This window comes from Rhizobium sp. KNZ14-9A (genome assembly GCF_056755015.1).
This window is the reverse complement of sequence record NZ_JBPGXB010000002.1, coordinates 907,252-925,454: the sequence shown is the minus strand read 5'-3', so window position 1 is coordinate 925,454 and position 18,203 is coordinate 907,252. Positions and strand designations below refer to the sequence as shown.

19 protein-coding genes are annotated in these 18,203 nt (G+C 60.6%); 4 read left to right on the top strand and 15 right to left on the bottom strand.

Annotated features, from left to right (window positions below):
• Window positions 1-43 precede the first annotated feature (43 nt).
• From ACR9ZQ_RS10700 to ACR9ZQ_RS10685, 4 genes are all read right to left on the bottom strand, one after another.
• Window positions 44-1,135: an ABC transporter ATP-binding protein gene (locus ACR9ZQ_RS10700; protein ID WP_310387370.1), complete on the bottom strand. Its 1,092-nt coding sequence runs from the start codon at window positions 1,133-1,135 to the stop codon at window positions 44-46.
• A 4-nt stretch (window positions 1,136-1,139) separates the two neighbouring features.
• A complete protein-coding gene (locus tag ACR9ZQ_RS10695; RefSeq protein ID WP_481429292.1) occupies window positions 1,140-2,072 on the bottom strand; it encodes a carbohydrate ABC transporter permease in 933 nt (310 codons plus the stop codon).
• A 4-nt stretch (window positions 2,073-2,076) separates the two neighbouring features.
• On the bottom strand, window positions 2,077-2,982 hold the full coding sequence (locus tag ACR9ZQ_RS10690; protein WP_481427751.1) for a carbohydrate ABC transporter permease: 906 nt from the start codon (window positions 2,980-2,982) through the stop codon (window positions 2,077-2,079).
• A gap of 209 nt (window positions 2,983-3,191) precedes the next feature.
• Complete coding sequence (locus tag ACR9ZQ_RS10685) at window positions 3,192-4,427, bottom strand: ABC transporter substrate-binding protein (protein ID WP_481427750.1); 1,236 nt, start codon at window positions 4,425-4,427, stop codon at window positions 3,192-3,194.
• 455 nt (window positions 4,428-4,882) lie between these two features.
• Between ACR9ZQ_RS10685 and ACR9ZQ_RS10680 the strand changes: the two genes are divergently transcribed.
• Window positions 4,883-5,923, top strand: a complete 1,041-nt coding sequence (locus ACR9ZQ_RS10680) for a LacI family transcriptional regulator (RefSeq protein ID WP_310387375.1) — start codon at window positions 4,883-4,885, stop codon at window positions 5,921-5,923.
• 248 nt (window positions 5,924-6,171) lie between these two features.
• Here the strand turns inward: ACR9ZQ_RS10680 and pyrE are convergent, their stop codons facing one another.
• From pyrE to gndA, 4 genes are all read right to left on the bottom strand, one after another.
• Window positions 6,172-6,711: an orotate phosphoribosyltransferase gene (gene pyrE, locus ACR9ZQ_RS10675; RefSeq protein WP_310387377.1), complete on the bottom strand. Its 540-nt coding sequence runs from the start codon at window positions 6,709-6,711 to the stop codon at window positions 6,172-6,174.
• A gap of 438 nt (window positions 6,712-7,149) precedes the next feature.
• Window positions 7,150-7,614: a histidine kinase gene (locus ACR9ZQ_RS10670; RefSeq protein WP_310387379.1), complete on the bottom strand. Its 465-nt coding sequence runs from the start codon at window positions 7,612-7,614 to the stop codon at window positions 7,150-7,152.
• A 325-nt stretch (window positions 7,615-7,939) separates the two neighbouring features.
• Window positions 7,940-8,338 (bottom strand): VOC family protein, encoded by a 399-nt coding sequence (locus ACR9ZQ_RS10665; RefSeq protein WP_113183544.1) that lies wholly within the window; start codon window positions 8,336-8,338, stop codon window positions 7,940-7,942.
• Window positions 8,339-8,422: 84 nt separating this feature from the next.
• Window positions 8,423-9,853, bottom strand: coding sequence for an NADP-dependent phosphogluconate dehydrogenase (gndA, locus tag ACR9ZQ_RS10660; RefSeq protein ID WP_481427749.1), 1,431 nt, complete (start codon window positions 9,851-9,853; stop codon window positions 8,423-8,425).
• A 155-nt stretch (window positions 9,854-10,008) separates the two neighbouring features.
• Between gndA and ACR9ZQ_RS10655 the strand changes: the two genes are divergently transcribed.
• The 3 genes from ACR9ZQ_RS10655 (at window position 10,009) to ACR9ZQ_RS10645 (ending at window position 11,619) form a co-directional block, all read left to right on the top strand.
• Window positions 10,009-10,794: a DUF6597 domain-containing transcriptional factor gene (locus ACR9ZQ_RS10655; RefSeq protein ID WP_310387383.1), complete on the top strand. Its 786-nt coding sequence runs from the start codon at window positions 10,009-10,011 to the stop codon at window positions 10,792-10,794.
• 62 nt (window positions 10,795-10,856) lie between these two features.
• Window positions 10,857-11,255, top strand: a complete 399-nt coding sequence (locus ACR9ZQ_RS10650; RefSeq protein ID WP_481427748.1) for an SRPBCC family protein — start codon at window positions 10,857-10,859, stop codon at window positions 11,253-11,255.
• Between the two features lies 1 nt (window position 11,256).
• On the top strand, window positions 11,257-11,619 hold the full coding sequence (locus ACR9ZQ_RS10645; protein WP_481427747.1) for a VOC family protein: 363 nt from the start codon (window positions 11,257-11,259) through the stop codon (window positions 11,617-11,619).
• Between the two features lie 2 nt (window positions 11,620-11,621).
• Here ACR9ZQ_RS10645 and ACR9ZQ_RS10640 read toward each other — a convergent pair whose 3' ends face one another.
• The 7 genes from ACR9ZQ_RS10640 to ACR9ZQ_RS10610 all read right to left on the bottom strand — a co-directional run bounded on the left by ACR9ZQ_RS10640 (window position 11,622) and on the right by ACR9ZQ_RS10610 (window position 17,943).
• A complete protein-coding gene (locus tag ACR9ZQ_RS10640; RefSeq protein ID WP_481427746.1) occupies window positions 11,622-12,326 on the bottom strand; it encodes a PAS domain-containing protein in 705 nt (234 codons plus the stop codon).
• A 198-nt stretch (window positions 12,327-12,524) separates the two neighbouring features.
• On the bottom strand, window positions 12,525-13,460 hold the full coding sequence (locus tag ACR9ZQ_RS10635) for a lipid A biosynthesis lauroyl acyltransferase (RefSeq protein ID WP_310387388.1): 936 nt from the start codon (window positions 13,458-13,460) through the stop codon (window positions 12,525-12,527).
• Between the two features lie 4 nt (window positions 13,461-13,464).
• Complete coding sequence (locus ACR9ZQ_RS10630) at window positions 13,465-14,493, bottom strand: zinc-binding dehydrogenase (RefSeq protein ID WP_113320662.1); 1,029 nt, start codon at window positions 14,491-14,493, stop codon at window positions 13,465-13,467.
• Between the two features lie 57 nt (window positions 14,494-14,550).
• On the bottom strand, window positions 14,551-15,837 hold the full coding sequence (locus ACR9ZQ_RS10625; RefSeq protein ID WP_310387391.1) for a beta-ketoacyl-ACP synthase: 1,287 nt from the start codon (window positions 15,835-15,837) through the stop codon (window positions 14,551-14,553).
• Window positions 15,838-15,849: 12 nt separating this feature from the next.
• Entirely contained in the window at window positions 15,850-17,055 is a 1,206-nt protein-coding gene (locus ACR9ZQ_RS10620) for a beta-ketoacyl-ACP synthase (RefSeq protein ID WP_481427745.1), read from the bottom strand.
• Window positions 17,052-17,549, bottom strand: a complete 498-nt coding sequence (locus ACR9ZQ_RS10615; protein WP_113320665.1) for a 3-hydroxyacyl-ACP dehydratase FabZ family protein — start codon at window positions 17,547-17,549, stop codon at window positions 17,052-17,054. Before ACR9ZQ_RS10615 ends, ACR9ZQ_RS10620 begins: the two co-directional genes overlap by 4 nt.
• Window positions 17,550-17,664: 115 nt before the next feature.
• Window positions 17,665-17,943, bottom strand: coding sequence for an acyl carrier protein (locus tag ACR9ZQ_RS10610; RefSeq protein ID WP_007814022.1), 279 nt, complete (start codon window positions 17,941-17,943; stop codon window positions 17,665-17,667).
• Window positions 17,944-18,203: the final 260 nt, after the last annotated feature.

Here is an 18,203-nt window from a genome sequence, read left to right as displayed (position 1 = left end):
GAGGATCGGGCGGCACTGTTTCCAGCGCCGCCCGCAGAACTTTCTAGAGGCGCAGTTCGCTTTCGGCGTCGAAGACCGAGGCGAGCGACATGTCGAAGCTGAGCTTCACCTTGGCTCCGACGCTGAAGCGGCGCGCACCGTTGATGCGTACCGACATCGTGTGACCGGCATGTTTCAGCCACAGAAGATTGTCCGCGCCCATCGGTTCCTCGATGTCGACAGTGGCGTCATGCTCTTCACCACCGGTATTCTCGTTGACCTTGATGTGTTCGGGGCGAACGCCGAGCACCACCTTGCGGCCGGGCTGCAGCTTATCGTAGCCGTCATAGGCGACGAGCGAGAAATTGACGCCATTGGCGGTAAAGGCGATGCCGTCACCCGATTTGATCAGTTCGCCGTGCAGGAAGTTCATCGACGGTGAGCCGATGAAGCCGGCCACGAAGAGATTGCGCGGCTTGTTGTAGATCGTCGTCGGATCGTCGAGCTGCTGGATGATGCCGCTCTTCATGATGGCGATACGGTCAGCCAGCGTCAGTGCCTCGATCTGGTCGTGCGTGACGTAGATCATCGTGTTCTTCAGCGACTGGTGCAGACGCTTGATTTCGACGCGCAGTTCCGAGCGCAACTTCGCATCGAGATTCGACAGCGGCTCGTCGAAGAGGAAGACATCGACATCGCGCACCAGGGCACGGCCGATCGCCACACGCTGGCGCTGGCCACCGGAAAGCTCGGCCGGCTTGCGCTTCAACAACGGCTGGATCTGCAGGATCTCGGAGGCACGCGCCACGCGCTTGTCGATCTCGACCTGCGGCACCTTGGCGACGCGAAGGCCGAAGGAGAGGTTCTTTTCAACAGTCATCTGCGGATAAAGCGCATAGGACTGGAAGACCATGCCGATGCCGCGGTCCTTCGGCTCTTCCCAGGTGACGTTTTTGCCCTTGATGAAGATCTGCCCTTCCGAGGCGTCGAGCAGCCCGGCAATGCAATTCAGCAACGTCGACTTGCCGCAGCCCGAAGAGCCGAGCAGCACCAGGAATTCGCCGTCATTGATGTCGAGGTTCAGATCCTTGAGCACGCTGACCGCACCGAAGTTCAGCGACAGGTCCTTGATGGAAACACTTGCATTCATGTTCATGGGATCAACCCTTCACTGCGCCAGCGGCGATGCCACGGACGAAAAGCCGCCCCGACACGAAATAGACGATGAGCGGAACAAGTCCTGTAAGGATCGTTGCCGCCATGTTGACGTTGTATTCCTTCACGCCCTGGACGGAATTGACGATGTTGTTGAGCTGCACGGTCATCGGATAGGTATCCGGCCGGGTGAAGACCACGCCGAACAGGAAGTCGTTCCAGATGCCAGTCACCTGCAGGATCATCGCGACGACGAAGATCGGCAGCGACATCGGCAGCATGATCTTCAGGAAGATCTGCCAGAAGCCCGCCCCGTCGACACGCGCCGCCTTGAACAGTTCCTCCGGCAGCGACACGAAGTAATTGCGGAAGAGCAGCGTCAGGATCGGCATGCCGAAGATCGAATGCACGATGACCAGCCCGGTGAGCGAGCCGTAGATGCCGATTTCGCGCAGGATGATGACGATCGGATAGATCATCACCTGATACGGAATGAAGGCGCCGATGATGAGGACCGAGAAGAAGAATTCCGATCCCTTGAAGCGCCAGTTCGCCAGCGCATAACCATTGACCGAGGCGATCGCGATCGAAACGATGACCGAGGGAACGGTGATGCGCACCGAGTTCCAGAAACCGCGCGAAAGACCGTCGCAGTTGAGGCCGGTGCAGGCCGTCGCCCAGGCCTTGACCCAGGGCTCGAAGGTGATTTCCAACGGCGGCGCGAAGATGTTGCCGAGCCGGATCTCCGGCATCCCCTTGAGCGAGGTGACGACCATCACGTAAAGCGGAATCATGTAGTAGACGGCGGCCACGAAAAGCGAGCCGTAGACGATGATGTTGCGCCCCGAAACCACGGGCCGCGGCTTTGGCCCGGCCGGACCGGAAACCGACTTCTTCTCGAAAGGAGTGTCGCCGCCATTGACGGCCTTGAGAGCGATATTGTCAGCCACGTTTGCGCCCTCCGCCAAATTCCAGATATGCCCAGGGAATGACGATGATCGCCACTGTCAGCAGCATCATCGTCGAAGCTGCAAAGCCCTGACCGAGATTCTGCGCCTGGAACATGTAGTCGTAGACGTATTTCGCCGGCACTTCCGACGAGATGCCCGGACCGCCGCTGGTCTGGGCCACGACGAGGTCGTAGACCTTGACGATGCCGCTGGCGATGATGACGAGCGTGGTGATGAAGACCGGCCGCATCATCGGGATGATGACGAAGAGATAGGTCCGCCACATCGGAATGCCGTCGACGCGGGCAGCCTTCCAGATATCCTCGTCAATGCCGCGAAGCCCGGCGAGCATCAGGCACATCACGAGGCCGGTGCCCTGCCACAGAGCGGCGATCAGCACCCCGTAAATGACGATTTCAGACGTATAGAGCGGATCGAAACTGAAGCTCGTCCATCCCAGCGACCGCACGACCGCCTGGACGCCGAATTCCGGATTGAGGATCCACTGCCACACGAGACCGGTGACGATGAAGGACAGCGCGAAGGGATAGAGGAAGATCGTGCGGAACGTGTTCTCGAAACGGATCTTCTGATCCATGAGAGCCGCCAGCATGAAACCGATGACCAGACTGAAGATCAGCGACAGAATGCCGTAGATCGCCAGGTTCTCGATGGACACGACCCAGCGCGGGGCAGCCCAGAGACGCTGATATTGCTCGATGCCGACGAAGTTCAATCGCGGCAGAAGCTTGGAATTGGTGAAGGAATAAACCACCGTCCAGATCGTGCCACCGAGAAAGATGACCATGGAGGTGAGGATCATGGGAATGGAGGCAATCTTCGAATTCAGATTGCGGAATAATTTAAACGGTCGGCCGGCTTTCGCTTGACCTGTCATTGAGTTTCCTCCTGAAGCACAGTCGCTTCGGTGATCGGGGCTCCATCCGAAGACGGCGGCCCTTCCCGTCCCTGTCGCAACCGTCATGCGGTCTTGGCGCGATCGCAGCCGGGTGAGACGTGCCGTCGCCGGAAGGATCAGAGATCCGGGCGGCGCGATCCGGCCCTGCAACATGCAGGACCGGACCTGATGGGCTTGAGGACCGAGGATCAGTCGGCGGCGGCGATGATGTCGGCGAAGCGCTTCTGCGCTGCTTCGGCCGTCATCGTGTTATTGGCGAAGAACTCGGCGAAGAGGTCTTCGATCTGCTTCTGCGTATCGGGCGAAACGAGCTGATCGGAGCTGGTGACGATATTGCCCTCGGCGAGGATATCGAGACCCTTCTTCATGCAGTCGTTTGCGGCCGAGATATCGACGTCGCCGCGAACCGGAAGCGAACCCTTCTTCAGGTTGAAGGCAACCTGGGTCTTGGGGTCGAGAAGCGTGGCGGCAAGCACGTCCTGGGCCTTCGCCTTCTCGGCATCCTTCTGGAGCGGGAAGTAGAAGGCGTCGCCGCTGGTCGAGATGATCTCATTCACGCCGAGGCCCGGAAGGCAGGTATAGTCCTTGCCGGCAACCTGCTTGGCGACCTGGAATTCGCCCTGCGCCCAGTCACCCATGATCTGGCCGCCGGCCTTGCCGGTGATGACGAGGTTGGTGGCCTGGTTCCAGTCCTGCACGTTGCTGCCCTTGGACATGCGCCGCGCATCGTCGGCAGCCTTGAAGACCTTGGCGATCTCGGGACCGGCCGCGACTTCGGCATCCTTGTCCTTGAAGACCTTCAGGTAGTTGTCCTTGCCGCCGATGGCGATCATCAGCACGCCGACGGCGCCGCTTGCCTGCCAGCCCTGACCGCCGACCGCAAGAGGAACGATCCCGGCCTTTTCCAGAGCCGGAGCGGCAGCGACGAATTCATCCCAGTTCTTCGGAACCGGCACGCCGGCCTTCTGGAAGGCGGCATTCGACAGCCACAGCCACTGCCAGGAGTGGATGTTGACGGGTGCGCAATAGATCTTGCCGTCGATCGTGCAGGAATTGAGCAGGGTCGACGGACGGATGATTTCCTTCCATTTGCCTGCGGTCGCCACATCGGTCAGATCCTTCATGAGGCCGGCCTGGACGAGTTCCTCGGCCTGACGGCCGTGGTTGAACTGGGTCGCACCCATCGGATCACCGCCGGTGATGCGGCTGATCATGATCGGACGCGCGGTGCTGCCGGAACCGGCGATTGCGCCGTCTACCCAGTGGTTGCCGGTGGCATCGAATGCCTTTGCCAGCTCAGCCACAGCGGCAGCTTCACCGCCCGAGGTCCACCAATGGGTGACTTCGAGATCGGTTGCCTTGGCGGCACCAAACGGAATGGCTACGGAAGCGGCAAGCACAGCCGCCATCATACGGATTTTCATGAGTTCTCCTCCCTCACTGAAACGTTGCCGGAAAAACTTAGAGCAATCGATTTATCCGCGCAACCGCCCGCTCACAAAATTTTCTGTGAAAGGCACCATTACAGCCTATGAGGGTAATCTCCAGTTCCACCTTTGCTCAATAAGAAAAGCGTAAGCAAGCGATTTCGCAATTGCGGCATTACATTATATATCTGATTTTACTATATATTTTTTGATTAATCTGACAATTTCGGCATTTCGGCATTTCGCGGGTGCAAAAAATCGCGCGCTAAACACGCGATTCAACCATAGAGGACCACTATGCAACGTTGATCAGAAAAAGGGCTCGACATTTCTACTGTATCGTTACAGATTGTCTCGCTCAGGGAGGAGAGCTTTTTCAGCGCCGGCATACTTACAGCGCAGCAAAAAGCCTCTATAAGGCGAAGCAAATCGCGTGAGGCGGGCCTAAAGGGATGGAAAACAACGGAAATTTCGGCGGAGCGGCATCCGGTTCCGTTCCGCGCGAGCGCCCGACATTGAAGACGATCGCCTTCATGACGGGCCTTGGCGTGACGACCGTATCGCGGGCGCTGAAAGATGCACCGGATATTGGCGCTGAAACCAAGGAACGGGTGCGCATGGTCGCCCGCCAGCTCGGCTATCAGCCAAACCGGGCCGGCGTACGCCTGAGAACCGGCAAGACCAACGTGATTGCCCTCGTCCTCAGCATCGACGAGGAGATCATGGGCTTTTCCAGCCAGATGGTCTTCGGCATTTCCGAAGTGCTGACTGGCACGCCCTACCACATCGTCGTCACCCCGCATTCGCACAGCAAGGATCCCATGCTGCCTGTGCGCTACATCCTCGACACGGGCTCCGCAGACGGCGTCATCATCTCGCGCGTCGAGCCTGACGATCCGCGCGTGCGCCTGCTCGCCGAAAGCGGCATGCCTTTTACCGCCCACGGCCGCACCGATGCCGGCCTCGTGCACCCCTTCCACGACTTCGACAACGAGGCTTACGCCCATCAGGCCGTGCAGAAGCTCGTCAATCGCGGCCGCAAGCGCATTGCCCTGCTGCAGCCGCCGAGCAAGCTCACCTATTACACCCATACCCGCATCGGCTTTCAGACCGGCCTGCACGATTACGGCGCCGAGGAAGTGCCGCTGCGCGTCAATATCGATGCCCCGCTCGCCGAAATCCGTGACGCCGTGGAACAACTGATGCGCTCGCCGGGCGCCCCCGACGGCATCGTCTCATCCGCCGGCAGCGCCGCCATCGCCGTCAACGCCGGCATCGAAGCCGCCGGCAAACGCCTCGGCCATGACGTGGACCTCGTCTCCAAACAATCCGCGCCGATCCTCAACTGGATTCGCCCCGAGATCATCACCGCTTACGAAGACGTCCGCCACGCCGGCCGCGAGATGGCCAAGCAGGTGATCGCGCGGATCGATGGCGTGGATGCGGAACTGTTGCAGAGTATCAGCAAGCCGGAATGGCCGGACGGGCGGTAGGCTGATCCAAACGCAAATCCGCGAAACCACCCGCCATGGCCATAGAAGCGATCTTCTTCGACGTCGGCGAAACACTCGTCGATGAAACCCGGCAGTGGTTCTCCTGGGCCGACCGGCTCGCCGCCGCTCCCGCCTGACCTTCGCCGCAGCCCTCGGCGCAGTGATCGCCGAAGGCCAGCACGTCTTTCCCGGTAAGGCTCGCCGGACGGTTTGTGCCTGTGCCGAAAAACCCGTCTCCAGCAGCCCGCCTACCGCGCATTCTCCAGATCGGCCCGCGTAAACACTGGATACACGGCAAGCCTCGGCACGCCCTCGATGCGCGCAGCCCCCTCGCCGCGCCAGATCGCGCAGACGACGCCGAGGACCTTGGCCTTCTCGCCGACCGCCATCCGATAGGCATCGGCCACCGCCCCGCCCGTGCTGATCACATCCTCGATGAAAGTCACGCGCCGGCCGGCCACGTCCTGCCCTTCGATCGCCCGACAGGTGCCGTAGGTCTTGGCTTCCTTGCGGATGAAGGCGGCGGGCAGGCCGGTTTCCAGCGAGATCGCGGTCACGAGCGGTACGCCGCCGAGTTCCAGCCCGGCGATGATTTCGGTATCGGCGGGCAAAAGGGCCGCCATTGCCTGCGCCAGCGGCTTCAGAAGGGCCGGTGTGCCTTCGAAGCGGTATTTGTCGAAATAGCGGTTGGAAACCTGGCCCGAGCGGAGGACGAATTCGCCCTCCAATGTTGCGATTTCAGAGATTTGCCGGGCCAATGCCGCATGGTCGACGGATGCCTTGATCATTTCTACCCCTTCAGAAAGTGCTGGCTCAGAACGCTGCTTCGCACAGAGGAATGCCCTATGCCTGCGCATTCCCGCAACAGTGTCACTGCGATTTGTGCCGGTAGGGCAGTTATGGGCGCGACGATGATGGGACAGAGTCCGGCTTCCGCGGCAGGCCTACGATGGAGCGATGAGCGCTTGTTCGGCAGGCCGACAGCGGCAATTAACGGGCCTGCCGGAATATCGCTCCGCAGCCAATTCGCGCGAAACCCGCTCAGCCTCCTCGATATCGGCACGTGAATGCTTGCCATCTGCTCCCCGCGCGAGGGCTCGCAAACGGCGACTGGAGCGTGTCAAACTGCCGGAAAGGCAAGGTCATATGCCGGAGCACGGCCCCCCCAAGGAAACGGCTGATGCACTATGCTCTCGGCACGACGAGGCTGTAGATGGCCCGTCTGTTTACTGCTTGGGCTTTTCGGATTCCCAATTGAGAAAGAAGCCGACATCGCCCGGCATGCCGCTCGGAAAATTGACGACGACAGCCTTCAGCTTATAGCCCTGCGGCCGCCCGTATTTCTCGTAGCGCTCGTAGAATTCCTTGGCTTTTCCCTGCAGCGTTTCCGGCCAGTTATCGGCACCGTTATTGATGGCGCGGCCGCTGTCGGTGCAGTAGTCGGACGAGAACTGATAGACCAGCGCTTCCGTCTTTCCGTCCCTCAGGGCATTATCGACCAGTCGCCGCACGATCTGGATTTCGTTTTCGGTGACATGCTTGAACATAAAATCATTGACGAGGTCGAAATGACTTTTCTCCTTCGCCTCCGTCGCTCGCGTCGCCTTCTGCTTCATCGCCTCCTGAAGATCGCGCAGATCCTGCGCGCTCGGCGGCATCTCGTTTGGGTCAGAGCCTTTCCTGTCCGACATTCCGTGTCTCCCTCTCGGTTCAAAGGAACAACGCAACGCCACGCAGATAGTCCTTCATAGAACTAGTCAAACACCGGGAATAAAAGCCAACTCTTGAGCAGTTCCCCGCCTGACCAAGAGGATTACCTGATAAGGACTATGTGCAAGCGCCTGATGGTGAGATCAGCGCCTTATGACATTGCTGCCAAAGCCTGTACGCACCGCCATATAGTTCTAACACCTAATATTAGTGCCAATTCGAATTGGCAGCAATTAGGGCGATTGCGTACACACTTGCAGCGCGAGGTAACGGATAACGCAGTGGCACCGCTCAGCCGAGCAACCGTCACTCCGCCTGATTGAAAACCGCCTCCACACGATACCCGTCGGGATCGATCACGAAGGCCGCAAAGTAATTCGGCCCATAATGCTGCCTGAGCCCCGGCGCACCATTATCGACGCCGCCATTGGCAAGGGCCGCCGCATAAAAGGCGATGACCGACTGCCGGTCGGGTGCCGCAAAGGCGAGATGGAAACCGGCACCTGGCGCGCCCTGCCCCGCTTCCACCGATTTGAGCGCCAGCTTGTCGCCACCACCGGGCACGCCATAACCGACAGCCTGTCCGACCTCGCCGGGACGCAAGTCCTCCCAGACCCTGATATAGCCGAGCGCGCCGAGCGCAGCATCGTAAAACCGCGCGGCTCTCTCGATATTGCCAACCCCGAAGGATGCATGGTGAAGCATGTCGAAAACCTCCCGTCCGCCATCGGCCTTATAGCAAAAAGCCCGGCACGATGGCCGGGCTCTTCATCTTTATCCTGACAAACCTCAGAAGGTCGATGCACCGCTGCCCCAAGGGCCATGGTGAAAGTCCTTGCCGTCGAGGCGGTCGAAGCCGTGGGCGCCGAAGAAGTCGCGCTGCGCCTGGATCAGGTTGGCAGTGCCGCGGCCCTGGCGGTAGGCGTCGAAATAGCTGAGCGCCGAGGCAAGCGCCGGAACCGGCAGGCCGGCGGCAAGTGCTGCGGTCACGACGCGGCGCAGCGCCGGGATCAATTCCTTGACCATGCCGGAGAAGGCAGGCGTGACGATGAGGTTTGCCGCATCAGGCGCATCGGTAAACGCCTTGGTGATCTCGTCGAGGAACTGCGAGCGGATAATGCAGCCCGCGCGCCAGATACGGGCAATCGTCGGCATCGGCAGCGACCAGTTGAACTCCTTGGAGGCTTCCGCCATGACGGCAAAGCCCTGCGCATAGGCGCCGATCTTGCCGGCAAACAGCGCCAGTTCCAGATCCTTGTTGAACTCAGGGCCGTAGGCGATCGGGAAGGCAGCACCGAGATCACCGAAGATCTTTTCGGCAGCGACGCGCTGTTCCTTCATCGACGACAGGCTGCGGGCAGCGACGGCGGCTTCGATGCCGGTTGCCGGAATGCCCATGTTCTGCGCTTCGATCGCCGACCACTTGCCGGTGCCCTTCTGGCCGGCCTTGTCGAGGATCATGTCGACCATCGGCGTCCTGGAGATCGGGTCCTGAGCGGCCAGAACCTTCTCGGAGATTTCGATCAGGTAGGAGTTCAGGCGGCCCTTGTTCCACTCGCCGAAGATACCGGAGATTTCCGCAGCGCTCTTACCGAGGCCGTCGCGCAGGATGCCGTAGATTTCGGCGATCATCTGCATGTCGGCATATTCGATGCCGTTATGGATGGTCTTGACGAAATGGCCCGCGCCGTCATTGCCGAGCCAGGCGACGCAGGGGTCGCCATCATACTTGGCGGCAATCGAGGTCAGAACCTTCTCGACGCGCTTCCACGAATCTTCCGTGCCGCCGACCATGATCGACGGGCCGTGGCGGGCACCTTCCTCACCGCCCGAAACGCCCATGCCGATGAAGGTCAGGCCGGTATCCTTGAGGCGGTCGAAGCGAGCGACCGTATCGCGGAAGTTGGCGTTGCCGGCATCGATCATGATGTCGTTCTTCTGAAGATGGGGGCGCAGGGCCTCCATCTGCTGGTCCACGGCATCGCCTGCCTTGATCATGATGATGATCGGACGCGGCGGGCGGATCGCCTCGACGAACTCCTCGATCGTCTTGCAGGGAATGATCTGCTTCTTGAGATCGCCGGCGCTCTCGTAGAATTCATCCGTTTTTTCAGGCGTGCGGTTGAAAACCGCGATCTTGTTGCCCTTTTCCGCAATGTTGAGAGCCAGGTTGGAACCCATGACGGCAAGGCCGATCAGTCCGATTTCTGCCTTTTCCACGACAAACCTCCGATGAGTGAAATGGTGCGATGTTGTGGCACTCTCTCGGCCAAACGGCAAGGTCGAAGACCGCGATTCGGGTCGAAAAAAGGCCGTCGGAACAGGCTTTTCGAATGGCCAGGGGAGCACCATATGCGTAGGTTTGGGAGGCCGGAATGACAGCTACCGCAGCAAGGCAAAGCGATATCAGGCCGCTGCTCGCAAAGAGAGCCGGGCGCTACCGCGAATATGCGCCCTCGCCGGTACTCGCCCCGCATTTTCGCTGCCTCTGGTCGCATGAGATTCGAACAGCGAGCCCTGTCGCCATCGTACCTGATGGCTATTGCGACCTGCTTTTCGCGGACGGCCGCCTCTTCGTTGTCGGGCCGGACCGCACAGCCGCCTTCCCTCCGATGACGCCTGGCATGCGCATTATCGGCGCGCGTTTTGCACCGGGCGCCGGCGCCGCGTGGCTGAAGCTGCCTCTGTCAGAGATCACCGGCCTCTCCATTCCCCTGAGCGATATCGCGCCCGAAAAGGCTGCCCTCCTCGAACCGCGCCTGTCCGACTGTCCGGATGAGGCTGCCGCCCTCTCGCTCTTCGCGACCCTGTTGAGTGAACTGGCAAGGGAAGAAGCGGCGCCGGACCCCGAGGCTCGCCTGATCTTTGCCGCTGCAGACCATGAATCGGGCCGTATCGGCGACCTGCAGCAGAGGCTCGATATCGGCGAACGGCAATTGCGCCGCCGCGCCCACCACCATTTCGGCTACGGCATCAAGACGCTGGAACGCATCCGCCGGTTGCAGCGTTTCATGGCCTTGTGCCGCGCAAGTGGGACCCTGTCCCTTGCCGCTCTCGCTCTCGAAGCCGGTTTTTCCGACCAGGCCCATATGACCCGCGAAATCGGCGACCTGACGACACTGACGCCATCCGCCATGCTCGCCCAATTGACGACCCGCTGACCGTTTTGTTCAAGACGGTCCGTGCCGGCCTGCTAGTCTGACACAAAGCAAAGGACAGACCGATGAACACAATGCCCGCCCGCATCGTCCACATCACGATTAAAAGAGACTGGCGCGATGTCTATGATTTCGCCGGCCGGCCGGAGAACATGCCGCTCTGGGCCTCCGGCCTTGCGAGCGGCCTGGAACCCGATGGCGAGGACTGGATCGCCCACGGCCCGCTCGGCAGCGTCCGCGTGAGCTTCGTGCCGCCGAACAAATTCGGCGTCATCGACCATACCGTCACCATCGAATCCGGCCTGCGCGTCTATAACGCGCTGCGCATCGTGCCGAATGGTGATGGCTGCGAGGTGATGTTCACGCTGCTGCGCCTGCCAGGCATGACCGACGAACAATTCGCCGCCGATGCCGCCCATATCCAGAAGGATCTGGCGGCTCTGAAATCGATGATGGAGAAATAAGATGGCCAGCAACGACGCTCAAAATGACCGCCGCATCGACTATGTCGAGTTTAACGTCGCCGATATTGGTGCGGCAAAAGCCTTCTACGGCGCGGCCTTCGGCTGGCGCTTCACCGAATACGGGGAGAGCTACTGCGAGTTCGACGACGGAAGGCTGAAAGGCGGCTTCACCAATCTCGGCCCGGTGCGTGCCGGAGGCGGCCCGCTCGTCATCCTCTATGCCGAGAAGCTGGAAGACGTGCTCGCCAGCGTCGAAAAGGCCGGCGGCACTATAGCAAAACCGATCACGCCCTTCCCCGGCGGCCGGCGCTTCCATTTCGTCGACAAGGACGGCTACGAACTCGCCGTCTGGAGCAAAGACTGAAATCAGGCGTCCGCCGTTGCCGTGGTGCCGAGATTCTGGATCGTGATGAGCGCCCCGATCACCCTCTTCGCTGCGTCATGGAGCGGCACCATGCGGCAGCGATTGTGCCGCTCATCCCGCGCGTAGGTGTAATCCGCCGATATGCCGTCGAAGCAGGCGTCGAGCTTTTCCTTCACCTCGCTGGCAAAGCGCTCTTCGCCGATGAACTCGACGATATGGCGGCCGATGAGCTGCATGGCATTCTTGCCGAGGTGGGCGCAATTGACGGGATTGGAATAGAGATAGCGGTAATCCTTCGTCAGCACCGCCACGCGGTCCGGCAGCGTCTGCAGGATCGCCGCATTGAGGAACTGGCCGTTATCGGTATCGGGAATATAGGCGGGCGGTTGCCTGAGCTTCACGTCCACCGGCAGCGGTACGCGCCAGTCCGGCGCATGGGCGCCGAAATAGCGGTCGAGCAGATAGGAGAGCACGGCGGCATATTGCGTCACGAAAGCCGCGTCATCGGCATCCTGCGCGATGAGATAGCTTACAAACTGGAGTTGCATATAGACTTCAATCAGGCTGGAGGCCCTGCATGAGAGGATCGCCTCGACCAGCGGCTGTATATCGCGGTCGAGCGCCTCCACGCGCCCATCATCCCCTAGCCTTATCGCTTCCTCTATCTGCGCGCAGCGCAAGGAAAAGGCTCTGAACAACTCAAGCAAGATACCCCCAATATCCATTCCTGAGAAACGTTCCGAAACCGGTCGAGGCCTATGCTTAATGAAAGACTACGCCTTGCGGTAGGTGCTTTGCGCGCCCTAGTAGAGACGCGTAACATGAACCGTACTCATTTTCAACCGAACCGGACCTGTCGCTTTTCACCGATTATAAATCAGGAGCAAAATCTTACAGGCAGAATCTTACAGACTGACGGAACGCTTGATATCCCAGCGGTCGTGATACCAGAGCCACTGAGCCGGATATTCGCGCACCCAGCTCTCCACCTTGTCGTTCATCATCTGTGCCGTGGCGGGAAGATCCAAATTGCCCTTCTCGTCGCGCGGCATCTCCATCTTCGGCTCGATCTCCAGGCGGTAGCGATTGCCGGGCAGGCGGATGCAGCGGGCCGGATAGACCTCGCAATTGAACTGGCGCACCAGCTTCGGCAGCAGCGGATTGGTCTTGGTTTCCAGGCCGAAGAACGTCGTCTTCAACCCGCGGCTGAATTTCTGGTCGACGAGGACGCCAACGCCCTGCCCTGCTTCCAGCTGACGAGCGAGCGCAAAGGAAGAGCCGGCATGCGAAGGCACGAGCTTGCCCATGCGGCCGCTGCGGAAATCGAAGACCTTCTGCGCCACATAGGGATTGTTCGGCGGGCGGAAGAGCACGGTCACGCTGAGACCGAAGGCATTGCCCGCGACCGGCAGCAGCTCGAAATTGCCGGTATGGCCGGTAAAGACGATGAACGGGCGCGGATTGTCGCGCAGCTCCAGGAAAATCGGAATGCCAGAGACTTCCACCCTGCCCGGCTCGGCACTTTCAGGATCGAAATCGAAGAGCTGGTCGAGGAAGACATATTCGGCCGCAAGCCGGCCCATATTGCCCCAGCTTTCCAGCGCAATCGCTTCCAGCTCCGCATCGCTCTTTTCCGGAAAGGCCCGACGCAGATTGTAGAGCATCAGCTTGTGGCGCTTCAGCCGCTTGCCAATCTGGCGGGTCATCCAGTCGGCAAAGCGCATCGCGCCATCGGCAGGAAAAAGCTTCAGGAAATTCAGGAAGCCGAACATCAGCTGCGCCACCAGCCATTGCTGGAAACGCCTGAGCGCCAGAACGATCCTGGTAACGAAGAGCTTCACTCGGTCAGTCCATCTTCAGGATGATCTTGCCGAAGATCTGACGGGTTTCCATGCGCTCCAGGGCGCGGTCGATATCGTCGAAGCTGACTTCCGTATCGATGACGGGATGAACGAGGCCGCGGCCCATCTTCTGCATGGCATCGGCCATGTTCTCCATGCGGCAGCCGAAGGAGCCGAGCAGCTTCAGCTGCTGCTGGAAGAGCATCATCAGGTTCATCTCGGTCGAAACGCCCGAGGTCGAGCCGCAGGTGACGAGACGCCCGCCGCGCTTCATGCAAAGCATCGAGCCAGCCCAGGTATCCTTGCCCACATGTTCGAAGACGACATCGACGCCCTTCTTCTTGGTGAGCTTGCGCACCACGCCTTCGAAGCGGTCGGTGCGGTAATTGATAACGTGATCGGCGCCGAGAGCCTTCGCCTTCTCGATCTTGTCGTCGGAGCCGACGGTCGTGATGACTGTGCAGCCGATCTTCTTGGCAAGCTGGATCGCAGCCGTGCCGATGCCGGAGCCGCCGGCATGGACAAGGATCGTTTCGCCGGGCTCGAGCTTGGCATTGTCGAACAGCATGTGCTCGACCGTGCCGAAGGTAACGGGCGCAAGTGCCGCCCCGATCGCATCGACGCCGGGAGGAGCCGGTACGAGCAGCCGCGCAGGCAGGTTCACCTTCTCCTGCGCAAAGCCATCGAGATGGAAGCCGTGTACGCCGGAGACATGTTCGCAGAGATTGTCGCGGCCTTCGCGGCACGGGCGGCAGAGGCCGCAGGTGCGCGCGCCATAGATCGACACGAGCTGGCCGGGCAGAACATTGGCGACACCGGGACCGATCGCCTCGACGACGCCGGAGGCTTCCGCGCCGATGACGAGCGGCATCTTGCGCTTGGCGAATGCCATGCCGCGCCAGCCCCACACATCGATATGGTTCAGCGCAACCGCCTTGACGCGCAGTGTCACTTCGCCCGCACCGGGAGCGTCCGGTTCCGGCAGGTCGGTGATCTCAAGCTTGCGGTCATCGATCAGTTGCAAAGCGCGCATGGCAAAACCTCTCGCCTCTGGGGCGTTTTTCTTATCGGTTGGATTGTCGGGAACCGCTTAAGCCGGTTCGAGCGCCATGACAAGGCTGGCATTCTGTCCGCCGAAGCCGAAAGAGTTGGAAAGCACGGCCGAAACCTGGGCTTCCCGCTTCTTGTTCGGCACGACATCGAGAACGATTGACGGATCCGGGTTGTTGTAGTTGATCGTCGGCGGCAGCGTGCCGGTCAGCATCGTCTGCAGCGAGAAGACCGCCTCGACCGCACCGGCAGCCGTCAGCGTATGGCCGATCATCGACTTGTTGGACGACACCGGAATGCCGACCAGCTTCTCGCCGAAGACGGCGGACATGGAACCATATTCCATCTTGTCGTTTTCAGGCGTCGAGGTGCCATGGGCGTTGATATAGCCGATATCGTCCTCGCTCATGCCGGCATCGGCAAGGGCTGCGCGGATCGTCGCGATCGCCGGGGCGCCATCGGGCGAAGAGCGCGTGCGGTGGAAGCTGTCGGCCTTGTCGCCCGCACCCTTCATGATGCCGAGCACCTTGGCGCCGCGGGCAATTGCCGATTCCAGGGATTCCAGCACCAGCGTCGCCGCGCCTTCGGCGATGACGAAACCGTCGCGATCCTTGCTGAACGGCTTGGAAGCCTTGGTCGGCGGATCGTTCTGGGTGGAGAGAGCAGACAGCAGCGAGAAGCGGATCAGCGCTTCCGCACTCAGCGAACCGTCGGTCGCAACCGTCAGCGCCCGGTCGGTGCGGCCCTGGCGGATCGCCTCGATGCCGAGCTGGATGGCGGTAACACCCGATGCACAGGCCGTCGACAGCGTGACCGGCAGGCCGCGCGTGCCGAACCGATCGGACAATCGCTCGGAAATCGCGCCGAAGAGCGCCGCCTCATGGAAGGCCGGATCGGGACGCTGGCGCATGGCAGCGAGGAACCGCTCATAGGCATCGCCCGGATGGTCGGCGGCCGGCGAACGGTCGGCAAGCTCGAAACGGGCGCTCCATTCCGGCTCGATCGGCGGTGCTGCCAGGAACAGCGGACCATTGAAATCGCCGGAAATACCGGCATCGGCAAGCGCTTCGATGGTCGTCTCGCGCGCAAAGGCATAGGAACGCTCGACGGCGTTCGGCACCGGGATATCGATGAAATCGACGGTGCCGGCAATGCGCGTCGAAAGGCCGTCCGTCGGGAAGCGGGTGATGTCGTGAATGCCCGATGTACCTGACGAAAGGGCTGCCCAGTTATCCCTGAGGCCCTGGCCGAGCGAGGTGATGATACCCATGCCGGTGACCGCAACGATCGGACGGCCGAGATGATCCCTGTAAGCGGACGCTGTCATTTCAGTCACTCCTCACGCTTCTGCGGAAAGAACGGCAACGCCTTCGCCGCGCTGATGTCCGACGGTGGTTACGACGGCAGCCTTGGTGCCTGATTTCATCGGCGCTTCGTTCGCGGCATCAAAAGGCGGAACCTTCGCCTTGGCGTCGATCGCAAGCGCTGCAAGCGCAAGGCCGAGCGTGAACTGCGCCTCGATGGTGTGGCCGGAAACGCCGGCGAAGCCGCGGATCGCAGCACCCGGAAGCTGATGTTCAAGCACTGCCTTTTCGCGGGCGGCAAGCTCATGCATGCCGGTCGAGCCGGAGAAGATCGCCGTGGTTTCGGGGGCCAGACCGGCAGCGGGTTTCAGCAGCCGCTCCAGGCGAACTTCGAAATTACCCGCAGCGCGATTGCCGCGGTCGCCTTCGACGGCACCGATTGTCGCATAGATATGCGCGCCGCGCTCTTCAGCATGCTTGCGCGATTCCAGCACCAGGAAGGCGCCGGCGGAACCCGTGATCATGCCGCCACCCTCGAGACCGGAGCGCGACCAAAGCGGCGCCCACTCACCGCGTGTATGCGCACCGATTGCTTCCGTCAGCAGGATCATGTCCGGGCGTTCGGCCGCAAAGGCGCCGCCAACAAGCGCATGGGTGGATTCGCCTGACTTGATGCGCCAGAAGGCCGTCTCGACGGCGGAAACGCCGGAAGCTTCCTCACCCATGAAAGTGCGCGAGGAGCCGGTGACCTTGTGAACGATGGAAATATTGCCTGCAAGCAAGTTGGAAAGCTGTGCCAGAAACAGCGTCGGCCGCAGTTCGGTCGTCAGCTTCTCATTGAGCAGCAACTCGCGGTCGTTGCGCTTCAGGCCCTCATCGACGATCAGCGTATCGACATTGATGTCGCGCTCGCCGCCGCCGGCCGCCACGATCATGTCCATCGTGCCGCAGGCTTCCAGATTGTCCTTGAAGCCCGCATCATCGAGCGCCAGACCCGCTGCAAAAACGCCGATCCGCTGCCAGTTTTCCATCTGGCGCTGGTCGCCGCGCTTGGCGATCTGCTGCGACCAGTCGATCTCAGGAAGCGGATGGACCGGATAAGGCCTAAACTTCTCGGTCTCGATAACGGTCGCAGGTGCGGCATCGGCAGTCAGGATCGCCAGATGCGCATCCTTGCCGACACCCTGACAGGTCACGATGCCGATGCCTGATATCACGACGTCATTGGCGGCCTTGCTCATTCACTCACCCCCTGGGCCTTCGCCCGCTGCGCAGCGATGGCGTCCATCAGACCCACCTCGCCGGCACGTTTCTTCACGATATCGCCGAGCGGAATTTCACTGAAAGGCATGGTGCGCAGTTTCAGCTGCGCATCGCAGACCTTCTTGCCGCCGCTGGTGATCTTTGCCTTGGTGACGGCAAAACCGGAGCCGTCATGCTCGAGGAAAGCCTCGATGTCGAGCACCGCTTCCGGCTCGACGAAGGTGCGCATCTTGGCGCCATCGACCGACATCAGGAAGGGCATTGACGTAAAATCGGTGGCGGCCAGCACCAGCATGCCTGATGCCTGCGCCATGGTTTCGATGAGAAGCACGCCAGGGACGAGCGGCATGCCTGGAAAATGCCCCTCGAAAACGGGGCTCTTGGCCGGCACGACCGAGCGCGCAACGAGCGTGCGCTTCTCAAGGTCCACCGCCTCGACGCGGTCAATCATCTGGAAATATTCCAGCAGCATCAGACTTCTCCGGCGCGACGCGCAATAAGCCCGTCGGAAGGCCTACTTAGGAACAAAACCGCCCGGCCGCCATATCAATGGCGGCAGGGCGTGAAAAAAAGATGATGATGTTGCTTCAAGCCTTGGCGGCGCGCAGCTCGTCGATCTTGGCACAGAGGTTCTTCAGCACGAAGTATTCTTCGGTGGAAACCTTGCCTTCGTTGACTTCCTGCGTCCACTTTTCGAGCGGAATCTTGATGCCGAATTCCTTGTCGATGGCGAAAACGATATCGAGGAAGTCGAGGCTGTCGATACCGAGGTCGTCGATCGTGTGGCTTTCCGGCGTGATCGTTGCGCGGTCGATCTCGCTGGTTTCAGCAATGATGTCGGCAACTTTATCGAATGTAGCGGTCACTCGCTCTACCTCTTGGAAATGAAGATTCTCCCCCTCATAGGCAAATCCATTTCAAAAGCCAATGCTTTCGTCCCGGTTGCAAGCCAATTTGGCGGGCAGGTGTTGCCTAAACAGCAATGGAATGGCGCCTTTTGACCTGTCTGAGATAGATATCGAAGCGTAAAGCGGCCACCCGGCTAAAGACTTTTCCAGTCTCCGTGACGGCAAAATCGTCCGTCTCGACGGCACAGAAACGGTTCTGATCCATGGCCGCAATGGGG